This is a genomic window from Paractinoplanes polyasparticus (assembly GCF_019710575.1).
Classification (GTDB): Bacteria; Actinomycetota; Actinomycetes; order Mycobacteriales; family Micromonosporaceae; genus Actinoplanes; species Actinoplanes polyasparticus.
The window spans coordinates 69,215-94,101 of record NZ_JAHWFK010000045.1; the positions used below are offsets into that span (position 1 = coordinate 69,215).

The window sequence follows — 24,887 nt, forward strand, 5'->3', positions numbered from 1 at the left end:
AGCCCCGGGGTCTGACAGAAACGCCTAGGAGCGGGCGTTGTCGCGGATCCAGGCGTCGGTCAGCCCGCCGAAGTGGGCCAGGAACTTCTCGTGCTCGTGCACCGGGTACGTCGCGCGAACGGTCTCGCGCAGCAGCGACCGGTACTCGTCCGACGTGACCCACTCGTAGACGATCTCGTCGACGTTGCCGAGGTAGCGCGCGCAGAAGTCGGCGTACCGGTCGGCCTCGAAGTAGTCGTCGGCGAGCCGGCGATAGGCGGCCAGCTTCTCGGCGTACGAGAGGGAAGGGTCGTCGCCGATCGCGAAGTAGGCCGCCGTGTCCGTGTCGAGGCGCGGCTTGCGGCCGGTGACGACGCAGTAGACCGTCCAGCGCAGCAGGGCGGCCATGGCCCACGGGAAGTAGTAGTGCAACGAGGTGATCGCCACGTCCGGACAGGCGTTGGCGTAGTCGATCGGGTGCACGTCGTCGCCGCGCACCAGCGACTCGCACGAGTTGAACTCCCACCGGAAGAACGCGTTGACCAGTCGCGAGATGGTCACCACCTCGTCGCCCTGAGCGGCGGTGAGGAACCCGTGCTGCACCTCGTAACGGTTGTGCATGGGCTGCTCGGGCCGGAACTTCATCACCATCGTCTCGGGCCCGATGGACAGCGAGCGCGCGAACACGTCGTACCCCTCGACCGAAGCCTGCAGGTGCATCAGCCGCTCGCCCGAGGCGTCGTACGCGGTGTGCAGCTCATCGGGGTTGCGGATCTTCGAGACGCCGACCCAGGCGCCGCCGTCGTACGGCTTCATGTACATCGGATAGCCCACCTGCGCCGCCGTCGCGTCCAGGTCGAAGGACTGGTTGTAGCGGGCCGCCGTGTACGCGTACCGGCTGTTGTCGAGCGGGTTCTTGTACGGCACCAGCACCGTCTCGGGCACCTTGAGCCCGAGCCGCATCATCGCGCAGTACGCCGCGTGCTTCTCCATCGACTGGAACGTGAACGGGCTGTTCAGCAGGTACACGTCGTCCATCAGCGCGATCTTCTTGAGCCACTCGCGGGGGTGGTAGTACCAGTAGGCGAGCCGGTCGATGACCAGGTCGTGGCGCGGCTTGTCGCGCAGGTTGAACGGCTCGATGGTGACCCGCACCGAGTTCGTCCGGTGCGACTTGCCGTCGGGCCCGGCGACCACCCCGAGCCGCCTCAACAGCGCCTCGTACGCCCGCGGCCAGTCGTCCTCCATCCCGAGCAAGAGTCCGATGGTGTGTTCTACGTCCGCCACGGTTTGCCTCCCCAGATCACAGCAGAGCCGTCAGTCGCCTGAGCAGCGACGTGAGATGCGGTTCGAGGGCGTCGCGCCACGCCGGCCAGTCGTGACCGCCCTCGATCTGCGCGAAGGTGACCGGGTACCCCTGCGCGCGCAACGCCTCGGCCATGCTCCGGTTGTTCGCCAGGTTCTCCTCGAGCCTGCCGCATGTCATCGTCACCGGCACGGCGGGGCCGTCGGGCGCCCGCAGCACCCGCCCCGTCCACCGCACGATCGGCAGGTAGCGCGCGAACCCCGATTCCTGCCGGTCGAAGCGGGGCTGGAAGAAGCTGCCGGACTGCAGGAACAGCCCGGCGAACACCTCGGGGTGGCGGCGCTGGCAGTGCAGCAGCGCGAGCGCGCCGAGGCTGGCGCCGACGGCGGCCACGGGCCGGCCGGGCGAGAGGCGGTCGGTGAGTTGCGGCAGGATCTCCTGTCCCAGCCCGCGGGCGTACGCGGGGAGGGCCGCGTACCACTCGTTGCGGTCCCCCGCCGGCAGCAGCACGACGTGACACGGCTCGACGCGGCCGGCGGTGATCGAGGCGGCGACGTAGCGGCCGAGGCCGGCGTGCTTGTCGTAGTCGTGTCCGTCGTGGGCGACCAGCACGCGGCCGGCGTTCCCGGCCGGCGACCAGATCCGGGCGGTCAGGGTGGCTCGCAGATTCTTCGAGGGCAGGTCGAGCGACCACCAGGTGCCGGCGGCCGCGGGCAGAGTCCACCAGTCGGGGTCACGCCGGAGAGAGACCCGTTCCATGAACGCACTCTAAAGGCCGCACGCTCCGGGCGCGCGGCTTGTTGAGGGTGGGATTCAGGGGGTGTACGTCTGGGTGGGCGACGGCTCGGGCGGCAGGCCGAACATCTCGGTCAGGCCGGTCACGCGCAGCTGCCGGTGCACGAACTCGCTCGGGTTGCGCAGCACGAACCGGGTGCCGACCTCGCGGGCCACGTTGTAGCCGCTGACCAGCGTGCCGATGCCCTGCGAGTCCATGAAGGTGACGTACGTGAGGTCGACGATCAGGGTCACCGGGCGCTCCCGCTGCACGGTGCCGATCAGGGTCTCGCGCAGGGCGCCCACGGTGGCCGCGTCGAGGCTGCCGCGCACGTCGACGACGAGCGCGCCGTCCGCCTGGCGCCGCGTGGTCATCACCGCCTCGCCCATCACCGAACCTCCGTACCGCCGGCCCCGCCCGTCGCCACCGTACCCCGCAAATCGCCCTACTCGCAGGCTGGCGCGTGTTTCCGGGACGTCGGCGGACACGGGGTCCGTACACATTTGACCGCCCAGCAGTTGCGGAGTGACCCCCCGTATGCGCAAAGTCACATAGGCGAGAGCCGATGACGGGAGGGGTGACATGGCCACAACTTCGGGACGGCCGGGCATCTTCGCGGTGCGCGACGTCCGGTCGCTCATCACCGAGACGGCGGAAGAGGGGCACGGACTCAAGAAGGCGGTCGGCGCGACGCAGCTGACCGCGATGGGCGTCGGCGCGATCATCGGCACCGGCATCTTCGTGGTGATCGGCGAGGGGGCCGGCATAGCCGGGCCCGCGGTCATCCTGTCCTTCGTGCTGGCCGCGGTCGCCTGCACGTTCTCGGCGCTGTCCTACGCGGAGCTGGCCTCGTCCATCCCGGTGTCCGGCAGCGCCTACACCTACACCTACGCCACGATGGGCGAGCTGGTCGCCTGGATCATCGGGTGGGACCTGATCCTCGAGTACGGGGTCTCGGTCGCGGCGATCGCCGTCGGCTGGGGCGGGAATCTCAACGCGTTCCTCGACGCGGCCTTCGGGGTGGCGCTGCCGGACGCGATCGCCAAGTCGCCCGAGGACGGCGGCGTCTTCAACCTGCCGGCCGTCTTCGTGGTCCTGGCCATCACGTTCCTGCTGATCCGCGGCGTGACCGAGAGCGCCCGGGTCAACTTCGTCATGGTCGTCATCAAGCTGGCCGTGCTGCTGTTCTTCATCGTCGTGGCGTTCGCCAACTTCGGCACCGGCAACTTCCAGCCGTTCGCCCCCGAGGGTGTGGACGGGGTGACGACAGCGGCCGCGGTCATCTTCTTCGCCTACATCGGCTTCGACGCCGTCTCGACCGGCAGCGAGGAGGCGAAGCGCCCGGAGCGCGACCTGCCGCTGGCCATCATCGGCTCGCTGATCATCTGCACGATCTTCTACGTGGCCACGGCGACCGGCGCCCTCGGCATCGCCTCGCCGGCGCAGATGGAGGCGAGCGACGCGCCGCTGGCCGCCGCGCTCGACCAGGGCGCCGGCATCAGCTGGGCGGCCGCGGTGCTCGCGCTGGGCGCGGTCGTCGCGATCACCAGCGTGGTGCTGGTCATCATGTACGGCCAGACCCGCATCTTCTTCGCCATGTGCCGCGACGGCCTGCTGCCCCAGCGGCTGGCCAAGGTCAATCAGCGGTACGGCACCCCGGCCCGGCTGACCCTCATCCTGGGCGGCCTGATCTCCATCCTGGCCGCCCTGGTGCCGCTGAGCGAGATCGTCAAGCTCGTCAACATCGGCACGCTGTTCGCGTTCGTGCTGGTCAACATCGGCGTGATCGTGCTCCGGCGCACCCGCCCCGAGATGCCGCGCCCCTACCGGGTGCCGTGGTCGCCGGTGCTGCCGCTGCTCGGCATCGCATTCGCCATCTATCTGATGACCGACCTGCCCTGGGACACCTGGGTCCGGTTCGTCGTCTGGCTGGCGATCGGCGTCCTCATCTACTGGCTGTACGGCTACAAGAACTCCCGCCTGCGCCGCGAGCACTCCTCGACCCCGAACTGGGCCCGCGAGCACGACCCGAACCCACCCGAGGACGGTGACCCGTCATGACCGACTGCACCGAGCGGCGCCCGGCGCAACAGCCCGACGGCCTCGTCGGCGAAGGCCGGGAGGGCATGACACAGGAGGCTCAGCCGTGACCGGCCCGGTGATCGTCGGCGTGGACGGCGGACCCACCTCCCCCGACGCCCTGGCCCTGAGCCGGTGGTTCGCCGAGACGTCGGACGCCGCGCTGATCGTGGCCGTCGTGCACCCGGCGCCGGCCGCGCTCGGCTCGGGCCGGGTGGACGCCGAGTGGGTGGCCGACCGGCACCGGGCCGCCCAGCGCGTGCTCGACGGCGCCCGCAAGGACCTGGCCGGCGTGACCAGCGAGGTCGACTACCGGATGGTCGCCTCCTCGTCGGCCTCGCACGGCCTGCACGACCTGGCCGAGCAGACCGGCGCCTCGATGATCGTCATCGGCTCGGGCCGGCAGGCCCCCAAGGACAGGCTGATGGCCGGCAGCACGGCCGAGCGCCTGCTGGCCGGCAGCATCTGCCCGGTCGCCATCGCCCCGGCCGGGCTGCCCGACCCGACGGACGAGCCACGCGTCATCGGGGTGGCCTACGTGGACACGCCGGACGGCCGGGCCGCCCTGATCGCCGCAGCCGAGCTGGCCCGCCGAACCGGCGGGACGCTGCGCCTCCACACCGTGGTGGCCGAGGGCGACGCGAGCCTGCCCTTCCTGATCGGCGACGACGTCGAGCGGGCGTTCCTCGACACGGCCCGCGAGACGTACGAGTCGTCGCTGCGCCGGGCGGCCGAGTCGGTGCCCGGCGTCACCGTCGAGTGGGCGGTGATCGCGGGCAACGTCGTCGACGCGCTGGCCGACCTGACCGAGGTCGACGTGCTCTATTGCGGCTCCCGCGGCTACGGCCCGGCCCGGCGCGTGCTGCTGGGCGGCGTCTCCACCCGCCTGGTCCGCCGCGCCTGCCGCCCGCTGGTCATCGTCCCCCGCGGGGGCTGACCACGGTATCTTGAGTCCCGTGACCGGTCACGTTTCCAGGGGGTGTGCATGACGGTCGAGATGGTCGCGCCGGCCTGGATGCATGAGCAGGTGACGGCGGAGCAGTACGCGTCCTGGACCGAAGAGCAGTGTGCGGGCATCGAGATCGTGGACGGGATGGTTCTCGTGAGTCCGAGCGCGTCCAAGCGGCACAACCGTCTGGCCCGGCTTCTTGCCAACGCCTTGGACTCCGCCGCGGGGCCGGACTGGAACGCCGACACCGACTTCGATGTCCGGCTGCACGACGTGCCGTTGAACAATCGCCGGCCCGACGTGACGGTCTACCGGGCGGAGACCATCGACGTCACGCCGACCCGCCCCGAACATGTGCTTCTGGTGGTCGAGGTGGTCTCACCCGGGTCGGAGACCACCGACCGGATCGTCAAGGCTGAGCAGTACGCGCGGGCCGGCATCCAGTTCTATTGGCGTGTTGAGCAAGCCGCCACCGGCGCGCCGCTCGTCTACACCTACATCCTGGACGCCGCGACCGGCCGCTACCGCGACAGCGACGTCTTCACCGGCGTGGTGAAGCTGACCGTGCCCTTCTCCGTCGAGATCGACCTCGGCCGGCTCTGATCAGCCGGCCCGGTGGCGGCCGGCGCCCGCGTCGACGGCGACGGCGGTCGGCTCGTCGGCGGCGCGCTGGTCCCAGGGCGAGATCGACGGGCGGGGCGAATCGGTGTTCAGGTCCTGGATGGGCACGTAGACGCGGGCGTCGACGGCCTCGGCCAGCAACAGGGCGGCCACCATCGCGGTCGGCCGTTCCTGCGGGTCGCGGTTGAGGCAGCGCGACAGCAGATCCTCCACCTCGGGCGGCAGGCCGTCGAGTTCGGGCAGCGGGTCGGGGTCGAGATAGCGCTGGGCGTGCACCAGCTCGGTGGGCGACTCCGCGCGCCAGGGCAGACGGCCGGTGATGCACTGGTGCAGCACCGTGCCGAGGGCGAACATGTCGCTGGCGGGGGTCGGCGGGTGGTTCTCGAAGAGCTCCGGGGCCACGTACGCGGGGGTTCCCATCACCGGCATGTCGGGGTCCGCGTCGGGCACACCGGCCACGGCCGCGATGCCGAAGTCGAGCACCTTGGCGCCGGACGGCGTGAGCATCACGTTGGCCGGCTTGATGTCGCGATGGACGACCTCGTGGTTGTGCGCGGCGGCGAGCGCGGCCGCCACCTCGGCGCAGATGCGGACCCCGATGCGCCAGTCCATCGGGCCCGCGGCCAGGTGCGCGCCGAGTGTCTGGCCCTCGACCAGCTCCATCACGATGTACGGAACCTCGTGGGCGCCGGGGTCGGGCCGGGACGTGCCGAAGTCGTGCACCCCGGCCACGTTGGGGTGGGCCAGCCGGGCCGCGGAGCGGGCCTCCGACCGTACGAGATCGACGCCGGCCACCTCGCCCAGCGTGCCCGACACCGCGGGCGCCATGATCTTCACGGCGACCGGGCGGTCGAGCACCCGGTCGTGGCCGCGCCACACCTCGGACATGCCGCCGACGCCGATGCGCCGTACGAGCTGGTAGCGCCCGCCGAGCGTCCGCATGTACCGCCTCCTCGTAATCTTCGGATCGCGGTACCCCTCGACCAGCGGGCAGAAACGCTGTCCGGAGGGACTGTATGGAGATACAGTCCCTCGCGTGACGCGCTACGGACCGATGTTCGGACCCGACTACACGTTCCTCGGTGTGCCCGCCTGCGACTGGCAGGACCCGCCGACGTACGCCGATGCCGACGTCGTCATCCTCGGCGCCCCCTTCGACGGCGGCACCTCCCACCGCCCCGGCGCACGGTTCGGACCGCAGGTCATCCGGGGCACGGACTATCTGCCGGCCGACGCCTCCCGCCCGCACCTGGCGATGCGCGTCGATGCCCTCAGCGGCGACCTGACCGTGAAGGACGCCGGCGACCTCGAGGTGTTCAGCGGCGAGATCCAGCGCAGCTGCGACACGATCGAGGACGCGGTCGCCTTCGTCACAGCGCACGGCGCGATCCCGGTGATCCTCGGCGGCGACCACACGATCACCTGGCCCGACGTGGCCGGCGTGGCCCGCCACCACGGCGCGGGCGCCATCTCGGTCATCCACTTCGACGCGCACGCCGACACCGGCGACATCGAGTTCGGCTCGCTCTACGGCCACGGGCAGCCGATGCGCCGGCTCATCGAGTCGGGCGCGGTCCGCGGCGACCGGTTCCTGCAGCTCGGCCTGCGCGGCTACTGGCCCGGCCCCGAGACGCTGGACTGGATGGCCGACCAGGGCATGAACTCGTTCCACATGAGTGAGATCGTCGACCGCGGCCTCGACGCCGTGCTCGACCAGGCGTTCGCGATCGCCCTCGACGGCTGCGACGGCGTCTTCCTCTCGGTCGACATCGACGTCTGCGACCCCGGTCACGCCCCCGGCACCGGCACGCCCGAGCCGGGCGGGTTCACCTCGCGCCAGCTGCTCGACAGCGTCTCGCGCGTCTGCCACGAGCTGCCCGTGGTGGGCATGGACATCGTCGAGGTCTCGCCGCCGTTCGACCACGCCGAGATCACCGCGATGCTCGGCAACCGGGTCGTGCTGGAGGCCCTGTCCGGGATGGCCCGCCGGCGCAAGGACGGCAGCGGGCCGCGCTGGAACCGCGCCACGCCGCTGCTCGAGGGGCGCGGGACCCAGCCGCCGCTCGGCTCGCGCGAGTCACGCCCGCCGCTGGCCGGCCGCGATCACCAGCACTCGCTGCCGCCCGCCGAGAGATGACGCAGAGTTACCGTCCTGAAGCGGCGAGCGTCGATCTTTCCGCGTCGCCCCTCATCACATCCTTGCACCGTACGGCGTTTTCCGGACCATACGATGCGCCTTTCGACCAGCTTCCGTGATCCACGCAGCTGCGCACTTGTTCGCCCCAGATCCGTCACGCAGAGTGCCAGCATGTCCCTCGACACCGCCCCGCCCCTGTCGCCCTATCAGCAGATCGCCGCCGAACTCCGCCATCAGATCTTCACCGGCAGCCTGGCTGTCGGCGCCAAGCTCCCGTCCGAGCACACGCTGGCCGGCGCGCACCGCGTCGCCCGCACGACCGTCCAGTCGGCCCTGCGGGTGTTGCGCACCGAGGGTCTGATCTCGTCGCGCAAGGGCGCCGGCAACTTCGTCACGGCCCTGGCTGTCGTGGACGCCCACCGCTGCCCGGCCCGCGTCGAGCTCGACCATCAGCAGGTCGGCTGGCTCAGCCGGCTCCCGCGGCCCGCCCACGGCCTCGACCGGTTGCTGCACTGCGAACTGGAACACCCGCACCCGGGCTCGCACGCCGGCCTGGGCCAGCACGCCGCGGGCATCGGCTGGTGGGTCCAGTGGTCCCTGTCCGCCTCCGAGATCAACGCCATTGCGAACTGCACGGCCGTACGCACCGCGGGCCACCACGACGACAACCACTGCCTGCTCTATCGCGACCATCCCGGCCGCCACCTCTTCGGCAGCGACTACTCAGCCTGATCACGGCCCCGTGATTCCCGACCTCATGTGCACACCGAACGCCCCAGCCCTAGCCGGCAACCTGCTTCGTGTAGCGCCGGCACGGCACGAGAATGACCCCTTCCTGGTGCCGTGCCTCGTAGTCGAAGGCCCCCGCGTCAGCCCATCCCGACCGCTCGTAGAACCGCCGTGCCCGCGAGTTCCCCGGCACGACCGCCAGCCAGGCGGTCGCATGCCCACCCGCGGCCACCAGTCGTTCCGCCTCCGCCAGGAGCGCCCCGGCGACCCCGCTCCCGCGAAAGGAAGTGTCGACATAAACCTGTTCGACCTCCTCCCCCACGACCATCACAAACCCGGCGACCACGCCACCGACCACAGCGACAGTCGTGTCCGCCACCCGCTCCCCGGCCCGAACCCCGAACGATTCCCCCGTACGAGTCCGCACCAGAACGTCCGGAACGTTGCCCAGGTGCCCGTCCCGCCATCCGACAGCCCAAATGACGGCCACAGCCGGCACGTCGTCACGCCGAGCGGGCCGCAAGGTCACCCCAACCGGCCGCCCCTGGGCGCCGGCGCCCACCGGAACAGCCGGCCGATCCACCCGTCCCGCTGAGCCGGCCCCGGGTCGCGTCCCGGCCTCAACCCGGCTCACCACCCTCCCCAGCGCATCCACCAGGAGTTCGCGCGCGGTCTCGCGCCCCATCGACGGATCGCCCAGCACCACCGGCAGAGCCAGCCCGTCGATCAACGCCAGTGCCTGCCGGGCGGCGTCGATCGCCGCCGCACCCGTCCCGAAGGCTCCTTCCCGTATCCCCGCGTCGATCTCCGCCGCCAGCAGCTCACGCCACCGCAGGTAGTCGTTCAGCACGTCGGTCCGCAGCTCCGCATCCCGCAGAGCCCACCGCCACGACTCGGCCCAGACCCGCCAGGACGTATCCCCGTCGACCGCCCCCGTCAGGTAGGAGGCAACAACCACCAGCCGCTCCCACGCCCCGTGCACGCCGGCCAACTGCTCCCCCACGGCAGCGAAGTCGGCCCGGGCCGCATACCGGAAGACAGCTCGCAACATGTCCTCGCGGCTGCCGAAGTAGTACTGCAGGGTCGACACCCCGACTCCGCTGACCGCGGCTACGTCCGAGAACCGGGTCGCCTCGGCACCCCGCTCGGCCACGACAGCACAGGCAGCAGCCAGCACGTCATCCCGATTGCGCGCAGCCCGCCCATCCCGCACCGCGCATGTCTACCACGCCCGCCCCCGCTGTTCGCCCTACGTCACAGCCGGGACGCCAACGAGCGACTCAACGAAAAGTGGTCATCCGCTTCCGGAGAGCGACGCCAGCGAGTGACATGGATCAACGCTGCGTGTTCGAGCAGCACGCAGCGTCATCAGGAGTGGCCACGGTTCTGATTTTCTTCGCGGCGAGTTTCCTTGACGGAGCAAAGGACCGCGGAATTTCGCCACCGCCGAGGAACGGCAGTCGAGTGTGAACATTCGCCGGGCGCATTCGTCGCATGAGGATCTGACCGATTGTTGCGAGCAGATTACACGCGGAATGGAGCCAGAATTCCCGGCGATCCCGCCGGCAGCTCGACCTCCCCCATTCGGTCGCGAGCGATGATACAGCCCGGCCCACCTCGGTCAAGCACACCCACCCCCCACGCCACCTCGTCGGCCGCCCTCATCGGCAGACACTCACCGCGAGTGACCAACCGGCCTGCCCTCCACAGCTCTCACCTCAGGGACCCCGAGCAGCCTGTGGACAACCGACGCCGGGCGCCACCGATCGCGCGTAGCGTTGGGACACCCCGTGGGCGGGGTGGGCAGGCGAGGAGGCTTGAGGCGTGGATCACCTGATCGACCGGGCCTGCGCGCTCATCGCCATCCCGTCCACAGCAGACCGGCCGCACGAGCTGCAGCGCGCTCTCGAGCTGGTCCTGGCCTTCGTCGGTCCCGGCTTCCACGTCCGGCGCTTCGAGTCCAACGGCAAGCCCAGCGCCCTGGTCCACGCCGGGGACGCCACCGCCTTCCGGGTCGTCCTCAACGCCCACCTCGACGTCGTCCCCGCCGCCGAAGACCAGTTCGTCCCGCGGATCGACGGTGACCGCCTGTACGGCCGCGGCGCCCACGACATGAAGCTCGCCGCCCTGGTCATGGCCGACGTCTTCCGCCGGCTGGCCCAAGACCTGCCGTACGACATCGCCCTGCAGCTGGTCACCGACGAGGAAGTGGGCGGCGCCGACGGCACCGCCCATCAGATCGCCGCCGGCGTTCGCGGCGGCTTCGTCGTCATCGGGGAGCAGAGCCGGCTTCAGATCGTCACCGAGTCCCGCGGCCTGGCTCATGTCCGGCTCACCGCGACCGGCCGCGCCGCTCACGCCGCCTACCCCTGGCTCGGCGAGAACGCCCTGGTCAGGGTGGCTGACGGTGTCTCCCGGCTGCTGGCGCGCTATCCCGTGCCCGAGGCCGAGGTGTGGCGCACCACCGTCAACGTGGCCCGGTTCGACACGTCCAACCGGGCCGTCAACCAGGTGCCCGACGAGGCCGGCGCCTGGCTCGACATCCGGTTCCCGCCCGAAGACGCCGATTTCGCCGGCCGCACGTCCGAGCAGATCGCCGAGCACCTCGCCGGGATCACCGGGCTGACCGCCGCCGTGGAGGCGCTGGGCAGTCCGCACCACGCCGACCCCGGCAGTCTCGAGGTCGGCCTGCTGCGGGCCGCCGCCCGGGAGGCCGGCTTCGCCGGGAATCTGCTGGCCAAGCACGGCGCCGCCGACGGCCGCCACTACACGGCGGTGGGGGTTGACGCCGTCATCTTCGGGCCGGGCGGCGACGGCCAGCACAGTGCGCTCGAGTGGGCCGATCTGACGACCGTGACCCCGTACGGGAACGCCCTGCGATCCTTCCTCAGATCGATCCCGGCAGATCCTCGTCGGCCAGCAGCAGCCAGCGGACCCGGCGGACCAGTTCGGCCGGGTTGAACGGCTTGACCAGGTAGTCGTCGGCGCCGACGGTCATGCCCAGGTCGATGTCGACCTTGCGGCCGTGCCCGCTCATGATGAGGACCGGGATCCGCGCGGTCTCGGCCGACGAGTGCAGTTCGTAGCAGACGCTGAGACCGTCGAGGCCGGGCATCGAGACATCCAGGATGATCATGTCGGGCTGCTCGGTGACCACCATGCGCAGGGCCGAGGCGCCGTTGTCCGCCGTGACCACCCGGTAGCCGGCCGCGACCAGCTTGTGGGTGACGAGCTCACGGACCGCCTCGTCGTCGTCGGCTACGAGGACGGTGGGGTCGGCGAGATCGGTGCACCAGTCCGCGACGGGCACGGGATGGCCGAGCTCCGGCGCGACAAACGTGGGAACCATGGATACCGCTGCTCCGACCATTGATCTCTCCCCTTGATCCGCGGTTGCACTCGTCGAACGCCAGCCACCATCGGCGGGGTCGACCGGGGATGGGAGGAGATCGTCGGTTGCACAACGGGAGCAGGCCGGCCACGGCTTGGACCAAGCGCTGGAAGAAGAAATGGCGGAGTTCCTCCTTGTGGGAGAAACCCCGCCACCGACAGTGCGGCCGTTTACCGCTCGCACCTCGCGTCAGTCCGGAACGCTAGTGCACCCGGATCGACGCCGAGGCACGGAGCCCGCACTTCGTGATAACGCTCTCATCTGCTGCTACCTGCGGTGACGGCTCAGATCAGCTCCGTACGCAGGTCGTGCGCCCCGTCGTGCCGGGTGGCCTCGTAGTACACCCGCCGGCGCCCGTCCGGCAGCGCCACCAGCGACAGGTAGCGCAGCCCGTTCGGCGCGTGCGGGCTGCCCAGCGGCTCCCCCGGCTCGGCCGTGAGCTCGCCGAAACTGCCGTCGTCGAGCCGCTTGCCGCGGGCCACGCCGGTGCGCTCCTCCCAGTTCTCGCCCGCCGTCGCCCGTCCGTCGTAGGCGACCGTGATCTCGTCCCCCTCGACCTGAACCGACGAGACCCGGACACCCCGGGCGTCCCACTCGCCGGGCCGGCCGGCCAGGGCCGTGCCCCGCCAGGTCCAGTGCACGCCGTCGGGACTGGTCGCGTACTCGGTGGTCATCCGGTCGGCGTCGTCCCAGCGCTCGAGCGGGTGCACCGACGCCCACAGGTGCCACCCGTACGCGTCCTGGTGCAGTACCGGGTCCTTGACGCCCACCGTCTCGTCGCCGGCCAGCACGACCCGCGGCGTGGCTGTGGCCAGGCCCTCCGGGGTCGCCGCCTCGAGCAGTTCGACCCGCCAGTGCTTGGTGCCGGGCGTCGCCGCGCTCACGTAGAGCCGCCACCGGCCGTCGTCCGTGCGCACCAGGGCCGGCCGTTCCAGCGACTCGGCGCCGAACTGCTCCTTGGTCACCTCGGCCACGGTCTCGAAGGTGAGGCCGTCGGCCGAGCGGGCCACCACGTTGGCGATGCCGCGCCCCTCGCCGATCGGGAGCCGCACGCGGTACGCCAGGTAGATGTGACCGTCGGCGGCGATCGAGCTCGGCGCGCCCGACCAGGCCCCCGGTTCGTCACCCGGCGGCTCGACCACGACGGTGGATCCGTCCCAGCGGGGCAAGGGCAGGGTCGTGATTCCCGTGGACAAGGCGGCTCCTAGGTGTGGTCGGCGGTGACGCGACGAAGGGTAGACCGCCAAGTTTGCAACATCTATGGGCAAAGTGGGGATTAGTGGGCCGCGGCGTGTCGGTCGACGGACAGCCAGTCGTCGTACGACTCCCCCGTGACCTCGGTCAGCAGCGCGATGTCGTCCTGGAAGCGCGGCAGCAACGCCGCCCGCTCGCCGGGCGTGGTGACCGGCCGCGTGCCCTGCTTGCGGTGCAACAGCGTCAGCAGCGGGCCGCGAGCGGCCAGGCGCAGCGGCACCGGGAACCGGTGCCCGAAGGCACCCCCGCCGCGGAGGAGAAAGCGCAGAACCTGGTTGACGCCGTTGTCCTCGACGACGTGCCGATTCACGTTCTCGCGCGGCACGGCGGTGACGATCCCCGTCCGTACGCCCAGGAACTCGCACACCCGGTCCAGCGTCGCCGCCGGCGCGTCCTTGAGCTCCTTGTAGCGCAGCAGCAGAACCTGCTCGCGCGGGAAGTGTTCGTAGAGGTGGCGCAGCTGTTCGCCGTAGCGCCCGAGCCCGGCGTAATGCCAGAACGGCGCCCACCCGGCCGCGATGCGCGCGGGCTCGGCGCGACATGCGGTGAGGAAGTCGGCCTCCGGCTCGAGCCCGGCGTTCCACAGGTGCGTCCAGTTGGAGTGGGCCCGGTCGACCGGGTCGCGCAGCAGCACGATCAGCCGCGCCGACGGCACGAGCGACTTGATCCGCTCGTGCGAGGCAAGATCGTGCAGGTAGAACGGCGTGGCCTCACCCAGCAGCGTGCCGCGCGGCGCCGGGTCGAACAGCGCCTCGTAGTCGGACTGCCGCCACACGTGCTCCTGATAGGTCTGCACGTCACCCGGGCCGCCGTGGGCCGGCGGCGGGCCGTCGGACAGGAAGAACTTGGGTTCCTTGAAGGACGGCAGGAACAGGTCCGGATGACCGGTCAGCGCGGCGTGAAGGGCGGTCGTTCCCGCCTTGGGCACACCGGCGATCAGAAAGTCGGGGAGCGCCATGGAGTCTCCTGTCGTGCGCCTCTCGAAGTGACCCTTAGCCTACAGATTAAGTAGGCGTTCGCGACCTCCGTGAGCACTTCAGGTGCGGGACAGCAGCCGGCGCCACCACGGGACGCGCCGGTATCGCGAGCACTCACCGGGCCCGCACAGCGAGCATTCCGTTCCTCGTCGGTAGTGCCGGTGGGCGTCAGGATCATGCCCGCAGACACACAGGGCTTCATCAGCGTTCATCGTCTCACCAACGGTAAGGCGGCCCGGAGGCTACGGGGGCGCATCGACTGGGTGACCTGCGTGAATACCTACCCGCGCGGGCACAGTTCGACTCATCGATGAGCCGGCAACCATCCTGCAACCGAATCCCTACGCTGCGTGATGTCCGTATACGGTGACCCAATTCACTGCGAGTAATCCGGCATTCTGGACCTGCCCGATTTACACGTTCAGGGCGGTGTATGGCGTGATTACCGAGTAATGCCGTGACGCGCCATCGCTGGGGGCATATGTCCATTACTACTGCTATCAATGTGACGAAAATCGTCGGCAGTTGTCCATGTGAATACACTGCGGTCATCCGGTTGGCGCGAATGATCCACCCGGTCCCCGGTAGGTTGTCTTTTCGGTCAGTTGACGCTTGGTAGCGGCTTGCTACGTTGGTCCACAGAAGCGAAAGCCCTACGCTTCTTACCGTCAGATTTGCCGATCGAACCGCATTGCCGCCCCCGGGAAGGGACCGACATGGAGTTTTCGACGCCCGCCACGAACACGTGGGGTGACGGAAGTACGTCACCGACTGTAAGCGTGGTGATCCCGACCCTCAACGAGGAGCGCAACCTCCCGCACGTTTTCGCCAAGCTGCCGGCGAACATCGACGAGGTGGTTCTGGTCGACGGCGGCTCGAAGGACCGGACGGTCGAGGTCGCTCGCGAGCTCCGCCCCGACGTGGTCGTGGTGCAGCAGACCCGCACCGGTAAGGGCAACGCCCTGGCCTGCGGCTTCGAGGCGTGCACGGGCGACATCATCGTGATGATCGACGCTGACGGCTCGACCGACCCGGCCGAGATCCCGCTGTTCGTCAAGAAGCTGACCGACGGCGCCGACTTCGTGAAGGGCAGCCGGTTCAACCACGGCGGCCACAGCCACGACATCACCAAGCTGCGCAAGCTCGGCAACGACGGACTCAACGTCGTGGTCAACGTCCTGTTCGGGACGAAGTTCACCGACCTCTGCTACGGCTACAACGCGTTCTGGCGCACCGTCGTGCCGGTCCTCGACCTGCCCGACACCAAGCTGCCCCGCAAGACCGACGGCACCAAGCACTGGGGCGACGGCTTCGAGATCGAGACCATGATCAACATCCGGGCCGCGGTCGACGGGATGAAGGTCGGCGAGGTCGGCAGCATCGAGCACCGCCGGATCCACGGCGAGACCAACCTGAACACGTTCCGGGACGGCTTCCGCGTGCTGCGCACCATCTTCAGCGAGTTCGGCCGCATGCGCAGCCAGAAGCGCACCGGCGAGCGCCGCCCGGGTGGCGTCATCGTGCACCAGCAGCCCGGCACCCGCGCCCACGGCATCAAGCCCACGCCGGCCCCCGCCGCCGAGGTTGCCCGTGAGCGTGACGAGGTCGGCGCCGCGAGCACCGACATCAAGCCGCTGAACTGAGTTCACCGCGCCCGTCCCCACCCCTCGCTTCAGGAGACGCTCCCGTGGATTCCACCCCCCTCGACACGACCATCGTGATCCCGACGCACACCGAGGACCGCTGGTCCTCGCTCGTACGGACAGTCGCCTGCGCTCTGTCGCAGCAGGCCGAGCCGGCCGAGGTCGTCGTGGTCACCGATCACAACCGCAGCCTCTTCGAACGCATCCAGCGTGAGCTGCCGGGCGTGACGGTCCTCGAGAACGCCTACGCCAAGGGCGTCTCCGGCAATCGCAACACCGGCGCCTTCCACGCGAAGACCGCCCTCGTCGCCTTCATGGACGACGACATCACGGCCGGCCCCGAATGGCTGGGCCGGCTCGTCGAGCCGTTCGCCGACCCCCGCGTGGTCGGCACCGGCGGCGGCATCCTCCCCGACTGGGAGGGCCCCGCCCCCCGGTGGATGCCCGAGGAGTTCCTGTGGGCGGTCGGCGGCTCGTACGCCGGCATGCCCACCGAGACCTCACCGATCCGCAACGTCTGGTCGGCGAGCATGATCGTCCGCCGTGAGGTGTTCGACGCCGTCGGCGGCTTCCGGGTCGGCTTCGGCAAGCTGGGCGACCGCAACCGGCCCGAGGACACCGAGCTCTGCCTGCGGATGAGCGCGCACGACGGCGGCCAATGGATGTACGTGCCGAGCGCGACGATCCGCCACGAGGTGCCCGCGAACCGCTCGACGTTCCCCTGGTTCGTCAAGCGCTGCTACGCCGAGGGTCGCGGCAAGGTGCAGATGGCCGGCCTCGACGACGGCGGCAGCGACACCCTGGGCGCCGAGCGCTCCTACCTGTGGTCGCTGCCCAAGGCGGCGCTGCGCAACCTCGGCGCCGGCCTGACCGGCAAGGGCGCCGACAACTTCCTGCGCGCCGGGGGCATCGTCGCCGGCGTGGCCGCGGCCGGCTGGGGCGGCGTCGTCGAGACGGTCGCCGCGAAGCGCGCCCCCAAGACCCAGAAGACGCTGGAGACCGCCCGATGAGCGCCGACCTCAACAGTGCCGCCATTCCGGCCCAGCGCAGCGCCCCGGCCGCCGAGCAGGCCACCGTTCCCGGCATCGTCCGCGACATCGAGCTCGCCGAGCCGCTGCCGCTGCTCCCGGCGGTGCAGGCCGACGGCCGCCGCGCCGAGCAGGCGTGGCTGCTGATCCGCTTGTTCTCCGAGCCGCTGGGCTTCCTGCTGCTCGACCTCCCGGAGCAGGGCCTGGCGCCGGCCGAGCTGGCGAAGGCCGTCGAAGCCGAACTGGGCGGCGAGGTGCGCAGGCGTCTCGGCGACGTGCCGGTGCCGGTGCACGGCCTCAACCCGGCCAGCGAGCCCGACTTCCTGGCCCAGCGGCGCGCGGTGCTCACCACCGCCCCGCACATCACCGTGGTCGTCTGCACCCGCGAGCACCCGGCCGAGCTCACCAAGTGCCTCGACAGCCTGCTCGCCCAGGAATATCCGGCCTTCCGGGTCCTGGTCGTCGACAATGCGCCGGTCAGCGACGCGACCGCCGAGGTCGTGCGGGCCGCGGCCGCTCGCGGCCCGGTCGACTACATGGTCGAGCCCAAGGGTGGCCTGTCGTTCGCCCGCAACGCCGCGGTCAAGGCCGCGCCCGGCCAGATCCTGGCCTGGCTCGACGACGACGAGGTGGCCGACCCGCACTGGCTGGCCGAGGTCGCCCGCGCGCTGCACGAGCACCCCGACGCCGACGTGATCTCCGGTGTGATCGTCCCGGCCGAGCTCGAGACGAAGGCGCAGATCTGGTTCGAGCAGTTCGGCGGGCACAGCAAGGGCCGCGGGTTCAAGGCCGACGAGTTCGGCCCGCACACCCGGCACATCCAGAGCCCGCTCTACCCGCTGCCACCGTTCGGCACCGGCGCCAACATGACCTTCCGGCCCGGCGTCATCGAGCGGATCGGCCTGTTCGACACCGCGCTCGGCGCCGGCACCCCGGCGATGGGATCCGAGGACACCCTGGCGTTCACCCAGGTGCTGCTCACCGGAGGCACGATCGTCTATCAGCCCAGCGCGGTCACCCGGCACTACCACCGGCGCGACCTCGAGGGCCTGCGCAAGCAGATGGTCGGCTACGGCACGGGGCTGGTCGCCGCGTACACGAGCCTGCTGCTCTCCCGTCCGGTTCTGATCTTTCCGCTGCTCAGGCTGGTGCCGAGCGCGCTGAAGGACATGACCGGAAAGGACACTGCGCGCACTGCGACCATCCGCGAGGACTTCCCCCAGGAGCTGCTGTCGGCCAACCGGCGTGGCATGCTGGCGGGACCGCGCGCCTACCTCAGATCGCGCCGCGCGGCACGGGCTAAGGTACGCGCCACCCACGCTTAGCTCCATCCAGCGCTTCTCGCGCAGGACAGACCGGGCGCGTTGCCCGTAACGCGTCCCGGCCTCAGCGCCACGACGTACACGGAGGCCCACAACCCATGCAGCAACGCTCGGCCGATACGCCGGAACAGCCGGCGCCGGACTCCACCGTCCGGATCGTGGTCGGCGCCGCCGGCGAAGCCTTCCCGTCGCCGGACGCCACGGCGGTGATCTCGACCGTCGACAAGGACGCCACGACCCGCCTCGAGGTGGGCGACAAGACCGTCAAGATCCCGGTGGGCCCGGACGACTCGTCGGACACCCGCTACATGCCGGCCCCCGTGCTCACCACCACCGGCGGCTCGACCGCCCTGGCCGAGCCGGCCGCGGCCGAGCCCGAGACCGGCGCCGACCATCGGCCCGAATTCGCCCTCGCCGGCGGCCTCGCGGCCGTGGTCGGCCTGCTGGGCCTGGTCGTGCCGAACGGGCCGCTGAGCCTGTTCCTCGAGCTGGTGTTCGTCCTGCTCGGCCCCGGTGCGGCCATCATGTCGGTGGCCAACGTGCGCAACCGGCTGGTCTCCTGGGCGCTGACCGTGGCCGGCAGCATCGCGGTCGTCACCATGCTGTCCGTGCTCACCCTGTGGGCCAAGGTCTGGGAGCCGACAGCCTGGCTGGGCGCGCTCGGCGCGGTCACCCTGGTCGGGTCGATCGTCCAGTTCACCCGCCTCACCCGCTCGGGCGTGCCACTCATCCTGGGCCGGGTCGGCAAGCCTCGCGACACTGTGGACAACGGCGTCGTGCTGGGCGCCGTCCCGTTCGTCACCCTGGTGCTCGGCGTCGGCCTCTGGGCGCTGGCCCTGGCTCAGCTCGACCCGGACGACGTCGGCCTCTACGGCTTCAGCGCCGCGCTCGGCGTGCCGTTCGTCATCGGCGCCGTGCTGCTGTTCATCGGCTTCGCCGTCGAGCTGTTCGGCCGGGCCCGCCCGCTCGTGCTCGTGGCCACCCTGATCGTCGTGCCGATCATCATGCAGGCCACCGTGCCGCTGCTGGACGGCACCATCGAGTACGCCTGGACGTACAAGCACATCGGCGTCGTCGACCTGATCAACGCCAACAGCAGCCTGATCAGCGGCAGCGACATCTACCAGCAGTGGCCCGGCTTCTTCGCCGCGGTGGCCATGCTCTCGAAGGTCTCCGCCGTCGACGGGCTCTCGTTCGCGGCCTGGTCGTCGCTGACGTTCGCCCTCATCACCTCGCTGATGGTGGCCGCGCTGCTGCGCCAGTTCACCAAGGACCGGCGGATCATCGCGCTGGCCGTGCTGCTGTTCCAGGCCTGCATGTGGGTCGACATCGGCTACTTCTCGCCGCAGGCGATGGTGTTCGCGCTCATGCTGGCGTTCTGGGTGGTCGTGACCCGCTGGCTGATCGGCCCGCCCGCGATCAAGGCCGAGCCCAAGGGCCGCATCGGCCGGCTGCGCGCCTGGGCCGTGCAGGGCATGCCGCAGGGCATCGAGACCGACCCGCGCACGCGTCGCTGGGCTGCCTTCGGCGCGGCCGGCCTCTTCGCCGCGATCGTCGTCTCGCACCAGCTGACCCCGGTGCTGATGATGGTGCCCCTGTTCGCCCTCACCATCCTGGGCATCCTGCGCCCCCGGGTGTTCCTGGTCGGCCTGGTCGCGATCATGCTGATCTTCTTCGTGCCCCGGCTGGGCTCGGTCAACAGCCAGTACAGCCTGTTCAGCTTCGACCTGCTGTCCAACGCCTCGGGCAACTCGGCCAGCTGGAACACGCCGGAGCAGGAGTTCTCGGCCACCGTGTCGCGGTTCCTGGCCATCGGCCTGTGGCTGACCGCCCTGGTCGCGGTCTTCCTGACCCGCAAGCGGCTGGGCCGGGTGCTGGTGCCCGCGCTGATCGGCTTCCTGCCGATGGTGACCCTGGTCGCCGGCAACTACGGCGGCGAGGCGATCTACCGGGTCTTCGCGTTCTCGATGCCCTTCGTCGGCCTGCTGATCGGCGTGCTCTGGGCCGGCAAGGGCCGGCGCGGGGTGCCCGCGATGCTCGCCTCCGGCGTGCTCCTGGCCGTGCTCATGCTGGCCGGTCTGCAGGGCCTGCAGGGCCAGCTGATGGTGCACCAGGTGCGGGCGACCGACATCGAGGCGGCGCAGTACTTCTACGCCAACGCCGAGCCCGGCTCGGGCCTCGTGCTGGTGGCGCCGAACTTCCCGACGAAGCTCGAGGCCAACTACGGCGAGTTCAACAAGGGGCACGTCTCGGTCGACATCTCGCTGATCGGCGACCCGCTGTTCACCGGCAACATCAACGGCAGCCGGCTGCCCGACATCGAGACGTACATCCGCGCGATGAACTACCCGACCAACTACCTGGTGGTCAGCGACGCGATGGACGACTACACCGACTACTTCGGCACCGCCGACGACAACGCGATGCAGTCGCTCGACGCGGCGCTGCGCGGGTCGGCCAACTGGCAGGTCTTCTACCAGGGACCCGGAGTGGCGATCTTCAAGCTGGTCGGCGCCGCGGCGACGCCGGCGGCCAACTGAGTACTGGGCGATGAGTGAACGCCCGCCCGGCATCCCGGGCGGGCGTTCGTCCGTTTAGTCTGAAGACTGTGAAGCTGCTCAAGCTGGGCAAGAAGCAGATCGTCATCGTGGTGATCGTCGTCCTGGTCGTGTTCGCGTTGCTGACCGCGAACCGCGCCGACGACGGCGCGGGCGAGCAGGAGGCCGGCTCGCTCGACAACGGGGCCGTGGTGGCCTGCGACGACTTCGCCGCCGGCTCGGCCCGGGCACGCACGGACTCCACCCGCCTGGCCCTGGCCGACAAGGTCACGGCCTCGGCCGCCAAGAGCGACAACGATGCCGTACGCACGAGGGCGATGGAACTGGGGCGCAGCGCCGACGAGGGCAACGCCGCCTGGCGTACGGCCTCGACCGCCCTCACCCAGGCCTGCGAGGACGCCGGCTGGAGAGCGCCGTAGCTCTGGTCCGTAGCTACGGCCGGCTCAGCGCTTGAGCGTGGAGGCCTTGTCGAAGCCGGTGCGGGCCACCCACTGGTCGTACGTGACCGAGGCCTCCGTGAAGCTGCCGTTGAGGATGCCGAAGTGGTTGTCGCCGGTCTCGTACTTGTTCTGGTCGATGACCATGTTGGGCGAGGCGCCGCCGTCGATCTGGAGGCGGTAGACGGCCGCGTTGTCGTTGCGGGTCACCGTGTTACCGGTGATCTTCAGGCCCTCGATGCTGCCCGCGAAGTCGCTACCGGTCGCCAGCAGGAACGTGAACTTCGACATGTCGCTGAAGACGTTGTTGCTGACCGTCAGGCCGGCCGCGCAGCGCAGCACCAGGCCGGTGTCGTTCGCGAAGCCCTCGGGCCCGGTACCGCCGATCGCCTTGTTGTTGCTGAAGACGTTGTTGGCGCAGCCGCCCCCGTTGCCGGTGCCGGTCTCCATCACGCCGTCGTTCGTCTCGAACGTGTTCCCGGTGATCGTGGTGTTGGCGGCGTCGTAGATCTCGATCCCGCCGCCGTCGACGCCGTAGTCGGTGGACGGCCCGTAGTTGCGGCGCACGGTGTTGTTGCGGAACACCGGGCCCGGCCGGGCCGTGATGAAGGTGGCTGACAGCCCGTACCCGCCGAAGTCGTCGTCGTCCGGGTCGGTGTTCTGGATGATCCGGTCCTGGTCGTGCACGTCGTTGCCGTCGACCAGCACGCCCTTGCCGCCGCGGCTGATCGAGATGCCGCCGCCGTTGTGGAACACGTCGGAGCCGGTGACCCGCACGTCCTGCGACTCCGTGACGAGGATGCCGTAGCAGCCCACCGGCTTGCCGGCCGCGTTCTCGCCGTGGCTGTCGCGCACGGTCACGCCGCGGATGGTCACCTTGCTCGTCTTGTGCACGCGGATGCCGCTGCCGTGGTCGCCGGTGACGTTCACGTCGGCGTTCGGCTTCGGCACACACCCCCGGACGGTGAGGTCGGCGATCGTCGTGCCGGTGGCCGCCACCAGCACGCCGTCGCGCACCCCGGCCACGCCCTCCACGGTCGCCTCCTCGCCCGGGGCGCTGCTGACGCTCAGGTCGGGCCGCGACACGGTGAAGGGCGCGTAGGTGCCTTCGCGTACGAAGATCTTCGAGCCGGCCGGGGCCACCTGCACGGCGTGCGCGATCGTCCGCCACGGCTTGGAGGGGCTGCCGTCCGCGTCGTCCTCGCCGCGGGTCGACACCCAGTAGCCCGGGCCGGCTCTGTCCACGTCGGGCGCGGACTCGTAGAAGTAGTTGAAGTATCCGGCGGCGCCCGTGCCGACGAGCAGAAGCACGACGACCAGGCCCAGCCACCGGCGGCGGGAACCGGCCGGAGCGCGATGGCTGCGCTTCGCCCGGTGGTGCGCTCCGGTCACCCGATGAAGACCGGGTCGTTCGACATCGCCTTGTAGGCCGCCAGCGACGCCGCCGTCGAGTCGATCCGCCAGTTCTCGCGGGAGGTCGGGTGGGTGTCGGTGTCGAACCAGACCGCCGCGCCGACCGCGGGGTGCGCCTTGATCCACTCGTGCAGCGAGGCGATCCACTCGGGCTTGGTGCTGCCGCCGCGGTCGATCACCGAGACCTCGGAGATCATGATGGGCTTCCGGGACGCGTACGTCTCGTAGAACTCGTCGAACATCTCAGCCGGCGACTGCGTCTGGGCGAAGCCCGACACGCCCGCCCAATCGACGTATTCATCACCCGGATAATAGTTCTTGTACGCGTTCCAATCTTCACTGGGGCGCGAATTCCAGTTCGGGCTCCAGACCCACGAGACGTTGTCCGCCCCCTCCTCCTCAAAGATCCGGTGGATGCGGCGAAATGCCTGGATGTAGCCGTGGGTGTCCCTGTTGTTGGCCGGTCCGCCCCACTTGTAGAAATCGCGGTTCATGTCCCACGCCCAGCGCATCAGGGTGGGTTTTTTCCGGTCGGCCATGCGCCGTGCGGCCCGCGCGATGAGTTTGTCCGACGAACCGTCATTGACGTCTTTGTATTCGGGCCCGCGCCACGAAATCATCAGCGTGCTCTTGTTCGACACGTACCCCAGCGAGACCGGCAGCTTGTCGGTCCACGAGAAGTAGCGGTGCACGATGCGCTCCGGGCGCCCGAGCTGGCGGCGGCGCAGGTCGATCCCCGAGCTCACGCTCCGGCCCTTGAGGTCGACGTACGCCCCGAGCATGACCTTGCCGTTCTCGAACGGCACAGCTCCGCCGCCCTCGGTGACCGAGGTCGCGGCCGGCTCGCCGGTGGACGGCACGGGCGAGTGCGACACGACGGGCGGCACGGTGTCGTTCGACCGGTACTTCTGGCAGCCGGCCAGCGGCACGGCGGCAGCGGCGAGGGCGCTCAGGCCCAGCAGGTTCCGGCGCCTCATGTCAGGTTACGACCGAACGTGCGGGCCACCTTACGGGCCACGCGCCAGCCGGGCTGGGCGATCTGCTTGACCTTGGGAGCCAGGCCGGGCTCGCCGTGCTGGACCAACTCGACCAGGTCGGCGCCGCTGTGGTCGGGAGTGGGCTGGAGCCGGGGGACGGCGAGCCGCTTCTCCCCCGGGGTGTGCAGCCGGCGGCCGACCTCGGTGGCGTTGTCGTACCCGGTGGACGCCACCAGGTCACGTACGCGACGGCTGTTGTACCCGTGCGGGTAGGCGAAGGACCGTACCTTCACCTGCAGGCGCTGCTCGAGCTGCTCGTGGCTGCTGGTGATCTCGTCGCGCAGCTGAGCCGGCGGGAGCACGTCGAGCGGGTGGTGGATCAGGCTGTGGTTGCCGATCTCGACGCCCGCGGCGGCCACCTCGCCCAGCTCGTCCCAGGTCAGCATCGGCCCGAAGTCGGGGGCCGACTCGCCGAGCCAGCCCGCTGTGCCACCGAGGTGACCGACCGAGGCGTAGAGCGTCGCGCCCGCTCCGGTCTCCTTCAGCACGGGCACGCCCTCGGTGAGGAAGTCGCGGTAGCCGTCGTCGAACGTGACCGCGATCAGCTTCTCGCTGCTGCGGGCGGCCAGCCGGTCGAGCGCCTCGGTCAGGCCGACCAGGCGGTAGCCCGCCTCGGCGAGCGCCTGCAACTGCTCCCTGAGCAGCGCCGGAGGCACCGCGAGGTCGCGCATCGGGCCGCCCACGGCGGACACGGAGTGGTACATGAGCGCCGGAAGGGTGCTCCAGCCCGGCCTCGTCGTCACGGTCACGCGGTCGTCCTCGTACGCCTGGTGGTCTGAGGTTCCACGCTAGGTGGAACCCTTGCGCTGGTCGCGGGTTTCTCCGTTTTGTCCCTCTGCCGAAAGTCGTAGGCGAAGTCCCGCTCCGGGCAGAGGCGCGCTGGGATCTCCACTCGGAAGAGTGAGGTTATGACATTCGATCCGCTGCGCTGCGCGGAGGCTACTTGTCAGGCGGCCGTCGTGCTAGGGGCCACGCTGGTCCCCGCCGCCTGGCAAGCCCTCGATCCGGGGCTGGCCGCCGTCCTCGCGACCATGTTCGTGGTCGTCTCGGCGGCCATCTACGCCCTGCACGCGGTCACTTTCGACTCGTTCCGGCTCACCGGCCGCATCTCGAGTTTCCCGACCGGACCGCGCGATGAGTGAACCGTCAAGCTTTCCCGCCCGTACCCCCGGGCGACCACGGTTCTTCAGCACCCGGGGGCGACGGGATATGTTCCGATTGATTCACTTGCAGGCCGAGAGCGGCTTACCTC

General features: G+C 70.2%; 23 protein-coding genes. 12 read left to right on the forward strand and 11 right to left on the reverse strand.

The genetic code is table 11. From position 1 onward, the window contains the following. Positions 1–24: 24 nt before the first annotated feature. From KXC43_RS37680 to KXC43_RS37690, 3 genes are read right to left on the reverse strand one after another with little or no spacing between them, the layout of a single operon-like run. Complete coding sequence (locus KXC43_RS37680) at positions 25–1,266, reverse strand: ATP-grasp domain-containing protein (protein ID WP_221381007.1); 1,242 nt, start codon at positions 1,264–1,266, stop codon at positions 25–27. Positions 1,267–1,282: 16 nt separating this feature from the next. Beyond that, positions 1,283–2,044, reverse strand: coding sequence for an alpha/beta hydrolase (locus KXC43_RS37685; RefSeq protein ID WP_221381008.1), 762 nt, complete (start codon positions 2,042–2,044; stop codon positions 1,283–1,285). A gap of 54 nt (positions 2,045–2,098) precedes the next feature. Continuing rightward, a complete protein-coding gene (locus KXC43_RS37690; protein WP_221381009.1) occupies positions 2,099–2,449 on the reverse strand; it encodes an STAS domain-containing protein in 351 nt (116 codons plus the stop codon). A 193-nt stretch (positions 2,450–2,642) separates the two neighbouring features. On the opposite strand from KXC43_RS37690, the gene KXC43_RS37695 reads away from it, so the two are divergent. From KXC43_RS37695 to KXC43_RS37705, 3 genes are all read left to right on the forward strand, one after another. Further along, entirely contained in the window at positions 2,643–4,121 is a 1,479-nt protein-coding gene (locus KXC43_RS37695; RefSeq protein WP_221381010.1) for an amino acid permease, read from the forward strand. An 85-nt stretch (positions 4,122–4,206) separates the two neighbouring features. Then, positions 4,207–5,076, forward strand: a complete 870-nt coding sequence (locus KXC43_RS37700) for a universal stress protein (protein ID WP_221381011.1) — start codon at positions 4,207–4,209, stop codon at positions 5,074–5,076. A 48-nt stretch (positions 5,077–5,124) separates the two neighbouring features. Beyond that, positions 5,125–5,691: a Uma2 family endonuclease gene (locus KXC43_RS37705; protein WP_221381012.1), complete on the forward strand. Its 567-nt coding sequence runs from the start codon at positions 5,125–5,127 to the stop codon at positions 5,689–5,691. Here KXC43_RS37705 and KXC43_RS37710 read toward each other — a convergent pair whose 3' ends face one another. Further along, complete coding sequence (locus KXC43_RS37710; protein ID WP_221381013.1) at positions 5,692–6,651, reverse strand: serine/threonine-protein kinase; 960 nt, start codon at positions 6,649–6,651, stop codon at positions 5,692–5,694. Between the two features lie 94 nt (positions 6,652–6,745). On the opposite strand from KXC43_RS37710, the gene speB reads away from it, so the two are divergent. Both speB and KXC43_RS37720 read left to right on the forward strand, forming a co-directional pair. Further along, on the forward strand, positions 6,746–7,846 hold the full coding sequence (gene speB / locus KXC43_RS37715) for an agmatinase (protein ID WP_221381014.1): 1,101 nt from the start codon (positions 6,746–6,748) through the stop codon (positions 7,844–7,846). 171 nt (positions 7,847–8,017) lie between these two features. After that, entirely contained in the window at positions 8,018–8,578 is a 561-nt protein-coding gene (locus tag KXC43_RS37720) for a GntR family transcriptional regulator (RefSeq protein WP_221381015.1), read from the forward strand. A gap of 49 nt (positions 8,579–8,627) precedes the next feature. Here KXC43_RS37720 and KXC43_RS51715 read toward each other — a convergent pair whose 3' ends face one another. Next, positions 8,628–9,788: a GNAT family N-acetyltransferase gene (locus KXC43_RS51715; protein ID WP_308129438.1), complete on the reverse strand. Its 1,161-nt coding sequence runs from the start codon at positions 9,786–9,788 to the stop codon at positions 8,628–8,630. A gap of 611 nt (positions 9,789–10,399) precedes the next feature. On the opposite strand from KXC43_RS51715, the gene KXC43_RS37730 reads away from it, so the two are divergent. After that, a complete protein-coding gene (locus KXC43_RS37730) occupies positions 10,400–11,536 on the forward strand; it encodes a M20 family metallopeptidase (RefSeq protein ID WP_221381016.1) in 1,137 nt (378 codons plus the stop codon). Here the strand turns inward: KXC43_RS37730 and KXC43_RS37735 are convergent. From KXC43_RS37735 to KXC43_RS37745, 3 genes are all read right to left on the reverse strand, one after another. Beyond that, positions 11,463–11,924, reverse strand: a complete 462-nt coding sequence (locus KXC43_RS37735) for a response regulator transcription factor (protein ID WP_255645521.1) — start codon at positions 11,922–11,924, stop codon at positions 11,463–11,465. The two genes, KXC43_RS37730 and KXC43_RS37735, sit on opposite strands and share 74 nt — an antisense overlap. Before the next feature lie 326 nt (positions 11,925–12,250). Continuing rightward, a complete protein-coding gene (locus KXC43_RS37740) occupies positions 12,251–13,162 on the reverse strand; it encodes a glycoside hydrolase family protein (RefSeq protein ID WP_221381018.1) in 912 nt (303 codons plus the stop codon). A gap of 80 nt (positions 13,163–13,242) precedes the next feature. Continuing rightward, complete coding sequence (locus KXC43_RS37745) at positions 13,243–14,178, reverse strand: sulfotransferase family protein (RefSeq protein ID WP_221381019.1); 936 nt, start codon at positions 14,176–14,178, stop codon at positions 13,243–13,245. 798 nt (positions 14,179–14,976) lie between these two features. On the opposite strand from KXC43_RS37745, the gene KXC43_RS37750 reads away from it, so the two are divergent. From KXC43_RS37750 to KXC43_RS37770, 5 genes are all read left to right on the forward strand, one after another. After that, positions 14,977–15,840, forward strand: coding sequence for a glycosyltransferase family 2 protein (locus KXC43_RS37750; protein WP_251799559.1), 864 nt, complete (start codon positions 14,977–14,979; stop codon positions 15,838–15,840). Between the two features lie 44 nt (positions 15,841–15,884). Next, positions 15,885–16,850: a glycosyltransferase family 2 protein gene (locus tag KXC43_RS37755; protein ID WP_221381021.1), complete on the forward strand. Its 966-nt coding sequence runs from the start codon at positions 15,885–15,887 to the stop codon at positions 16,848–16,850. Further along, positions 16,847–18,193, forward strand: coding sequence for a glycosyltransferase family 2 protein (locus KXC43_RS37760; RefSeq protein WP_221381022.1), 1,347 nt, complete (start codon positions 16,847–16,849; stop codon positions 18,191–18,193). The genes KXC43_RS37755 and KXC43_RS37760 overlap by 4 nt, the downstream gene beginning before the upstream one ends. Before the next feature lie 95 nt (positions 18,194–18,288). After that, entirely contained in the window at positions 18,289–20,730 is a 2,442-nt protein-coding gene (locus tag KXC43_RS37765; protein ID WP_221381023.1) for a hypothetical protein, read from the forward strand. A gap of 68 nt (positions 20,731–20,798) precedes the next feature. Next, entirely contained in the window at positions 20,799–21,167 is a 369-nt protein-coding gene (locus KXC43_RS37770; protein WP_221381024.1) for a hypothetical protein, read from the forward strand. Between the two features lie 24 nt (positions 21,168–21,191). On the opposite strand, the gene KXC43_RS37775 is transcribed toward KXC43_RS37770, so the two are convergent. From KXC43_RS37775 to KXC43_RS37785, 3 genes are read right to left on the reverse strand one after another with little or no spacing between them, the layout of a single operon-like run. Beyond that, the gene (locus tag KXC43_RS37775; protein ID WP_221381025.1) at positions 21,192–22,577 is read right to left on the reverse strand and encodes a right-handed parallel beta-helix repeat-containing protein; all 1,386 of its coding nucleotides are present in this window, start codon (positions 22,575–22,577) and stop codon (positions 21,192–21,194) included. Then, positions 22,574–23,575, reverse strand: a complete 1,002-nt coding sequence (locus KXC43_RS37780; protein ID WP_221381026.1) for a glycoside hydrolase family 26 protein — start codon at positions 23,573–23,575, stop codon at positions 22,574–22,576. The genes KXC43_RS37775 and KXC43_RS37780 overlap by 4 nt, the downstream gene beginning before the upstream one ends. Beyond that, entirely contained in the window at positions 23,572–24,384 is an 813-nt protein-coding gene (locus tag KXC43_RS37785; protein WP_221381027.1) for a polysaccharide deacetylase family protein, read from the reverse strand. The genes KXC43_RS37780 and KXC43_RS37785 overlap by 4 nt, the downstream gene beginning before the upstream one ends. Positions 24,385–24,543: 159 nt before the next feature. Between KXC43_RS37785 and KXC43_RS37790 the strand changes: the two genes are divergently transcribed. After that, positions 24,544–24,777: a hypothetical protein gene (locus KXC43_RS37790; RefSeq protein ID WP_221381028.1), complete on the forward strand. Its 234-nt coding sequence runs from the start codon at positions 24,544–24,546 to the stop codon at positions 24,775–24,777. The last annotated feature ends 110 nt before the right edge of the window (positions 24,778–24,887 follow it).

Bases quoted from the DNA above. Each gene is read 5' to 3' on its own strand.
- KXC43_RS37690 (WP_221381009.1), bottom strand. From the start codon at position 2,449: ATGGGCGAGGCGGTGATGACCACGCGGCGCCAGGCGGACGGCGCGCTC.
- KXC43_RS37745 (WP_221381019.1), bottom strand. From the start codon at position 14,178: ATGGCGCTCCCCGACTTTCTGATCGCCGGTGTGCCCAAGGCGGGAACG.
- KXC43_RS37705 (WP_221381012.1), top strand. From the start codon at position 5,125: ATGACGGTCGAGATGGTCGCGCCGGCCTGGATGCATGAGCAGGTGACG.
- KXC43_RS37710 (WP_221381013.1), bottom strand. From the start codon at position 6,651: ATGCGGACGCTCGGCGGGCGCTACCAGCTCGTACGGCGCATCGGCGTC.
- KXC43_RS37735 (WP_255645521.1), bottom strand. From the start codon at position 11,924: ATGGTTCCCACGTTTGTCGCGCCGGAGCTCGGCCATCCCGTGCCCGTC.
- KXC43_RS37760 (WP_221381022.1), top strand. From the start codon at position 16,847: ATGAGCGCCGACCTCAACAGTGCCGCCATTCCGGCCCAGCGCAGCGCC.
- KXC43_RS37780 (WP_221381026.1), bottom strand. From the start codon at position 23,575: ATGAGGCGCCGGAACCTGCTGGGCCTGAGCGCCCTCGCCGCTGCCGCC.
- KXC43_RS37790 (WP_221381028.1), top strand. From the start codon at position 24,544: ATGACATTCGATCCGCTGCGCTGCGCGGAGGCTACTTGTCAGGCGGCC.
- KXC43_RS37685 (WP_221381008.1), bottom strand. From the start codon at position 2,044: ATGGAACGGGTCTCTCTCCGGCGTGACCCCGACTGGTGGACTCTGCCC.
- KXC43_RS37765 (WP_221381023.1), top strand. From the start codon at position 18,289: ATGCAGCAACGCTCGGCCGATACGCCGGAACAGCCGGCGCCGGACTCC.
- KXC43_RS37720 (WP_221381015.1), top strand. From the start codon at position 8,018: ATGTCCCTCGACACCGCCCCGCCCCTGTCGCCCTATCAGCAGATCGCC.
- KXC43_RS37695 (WP_221381010.1), top strand. From the start codon at position 2,643: ATGGCCACAACTTCGGGACGGCCGGGCATCTTCGCGGTGCGCGACGTC.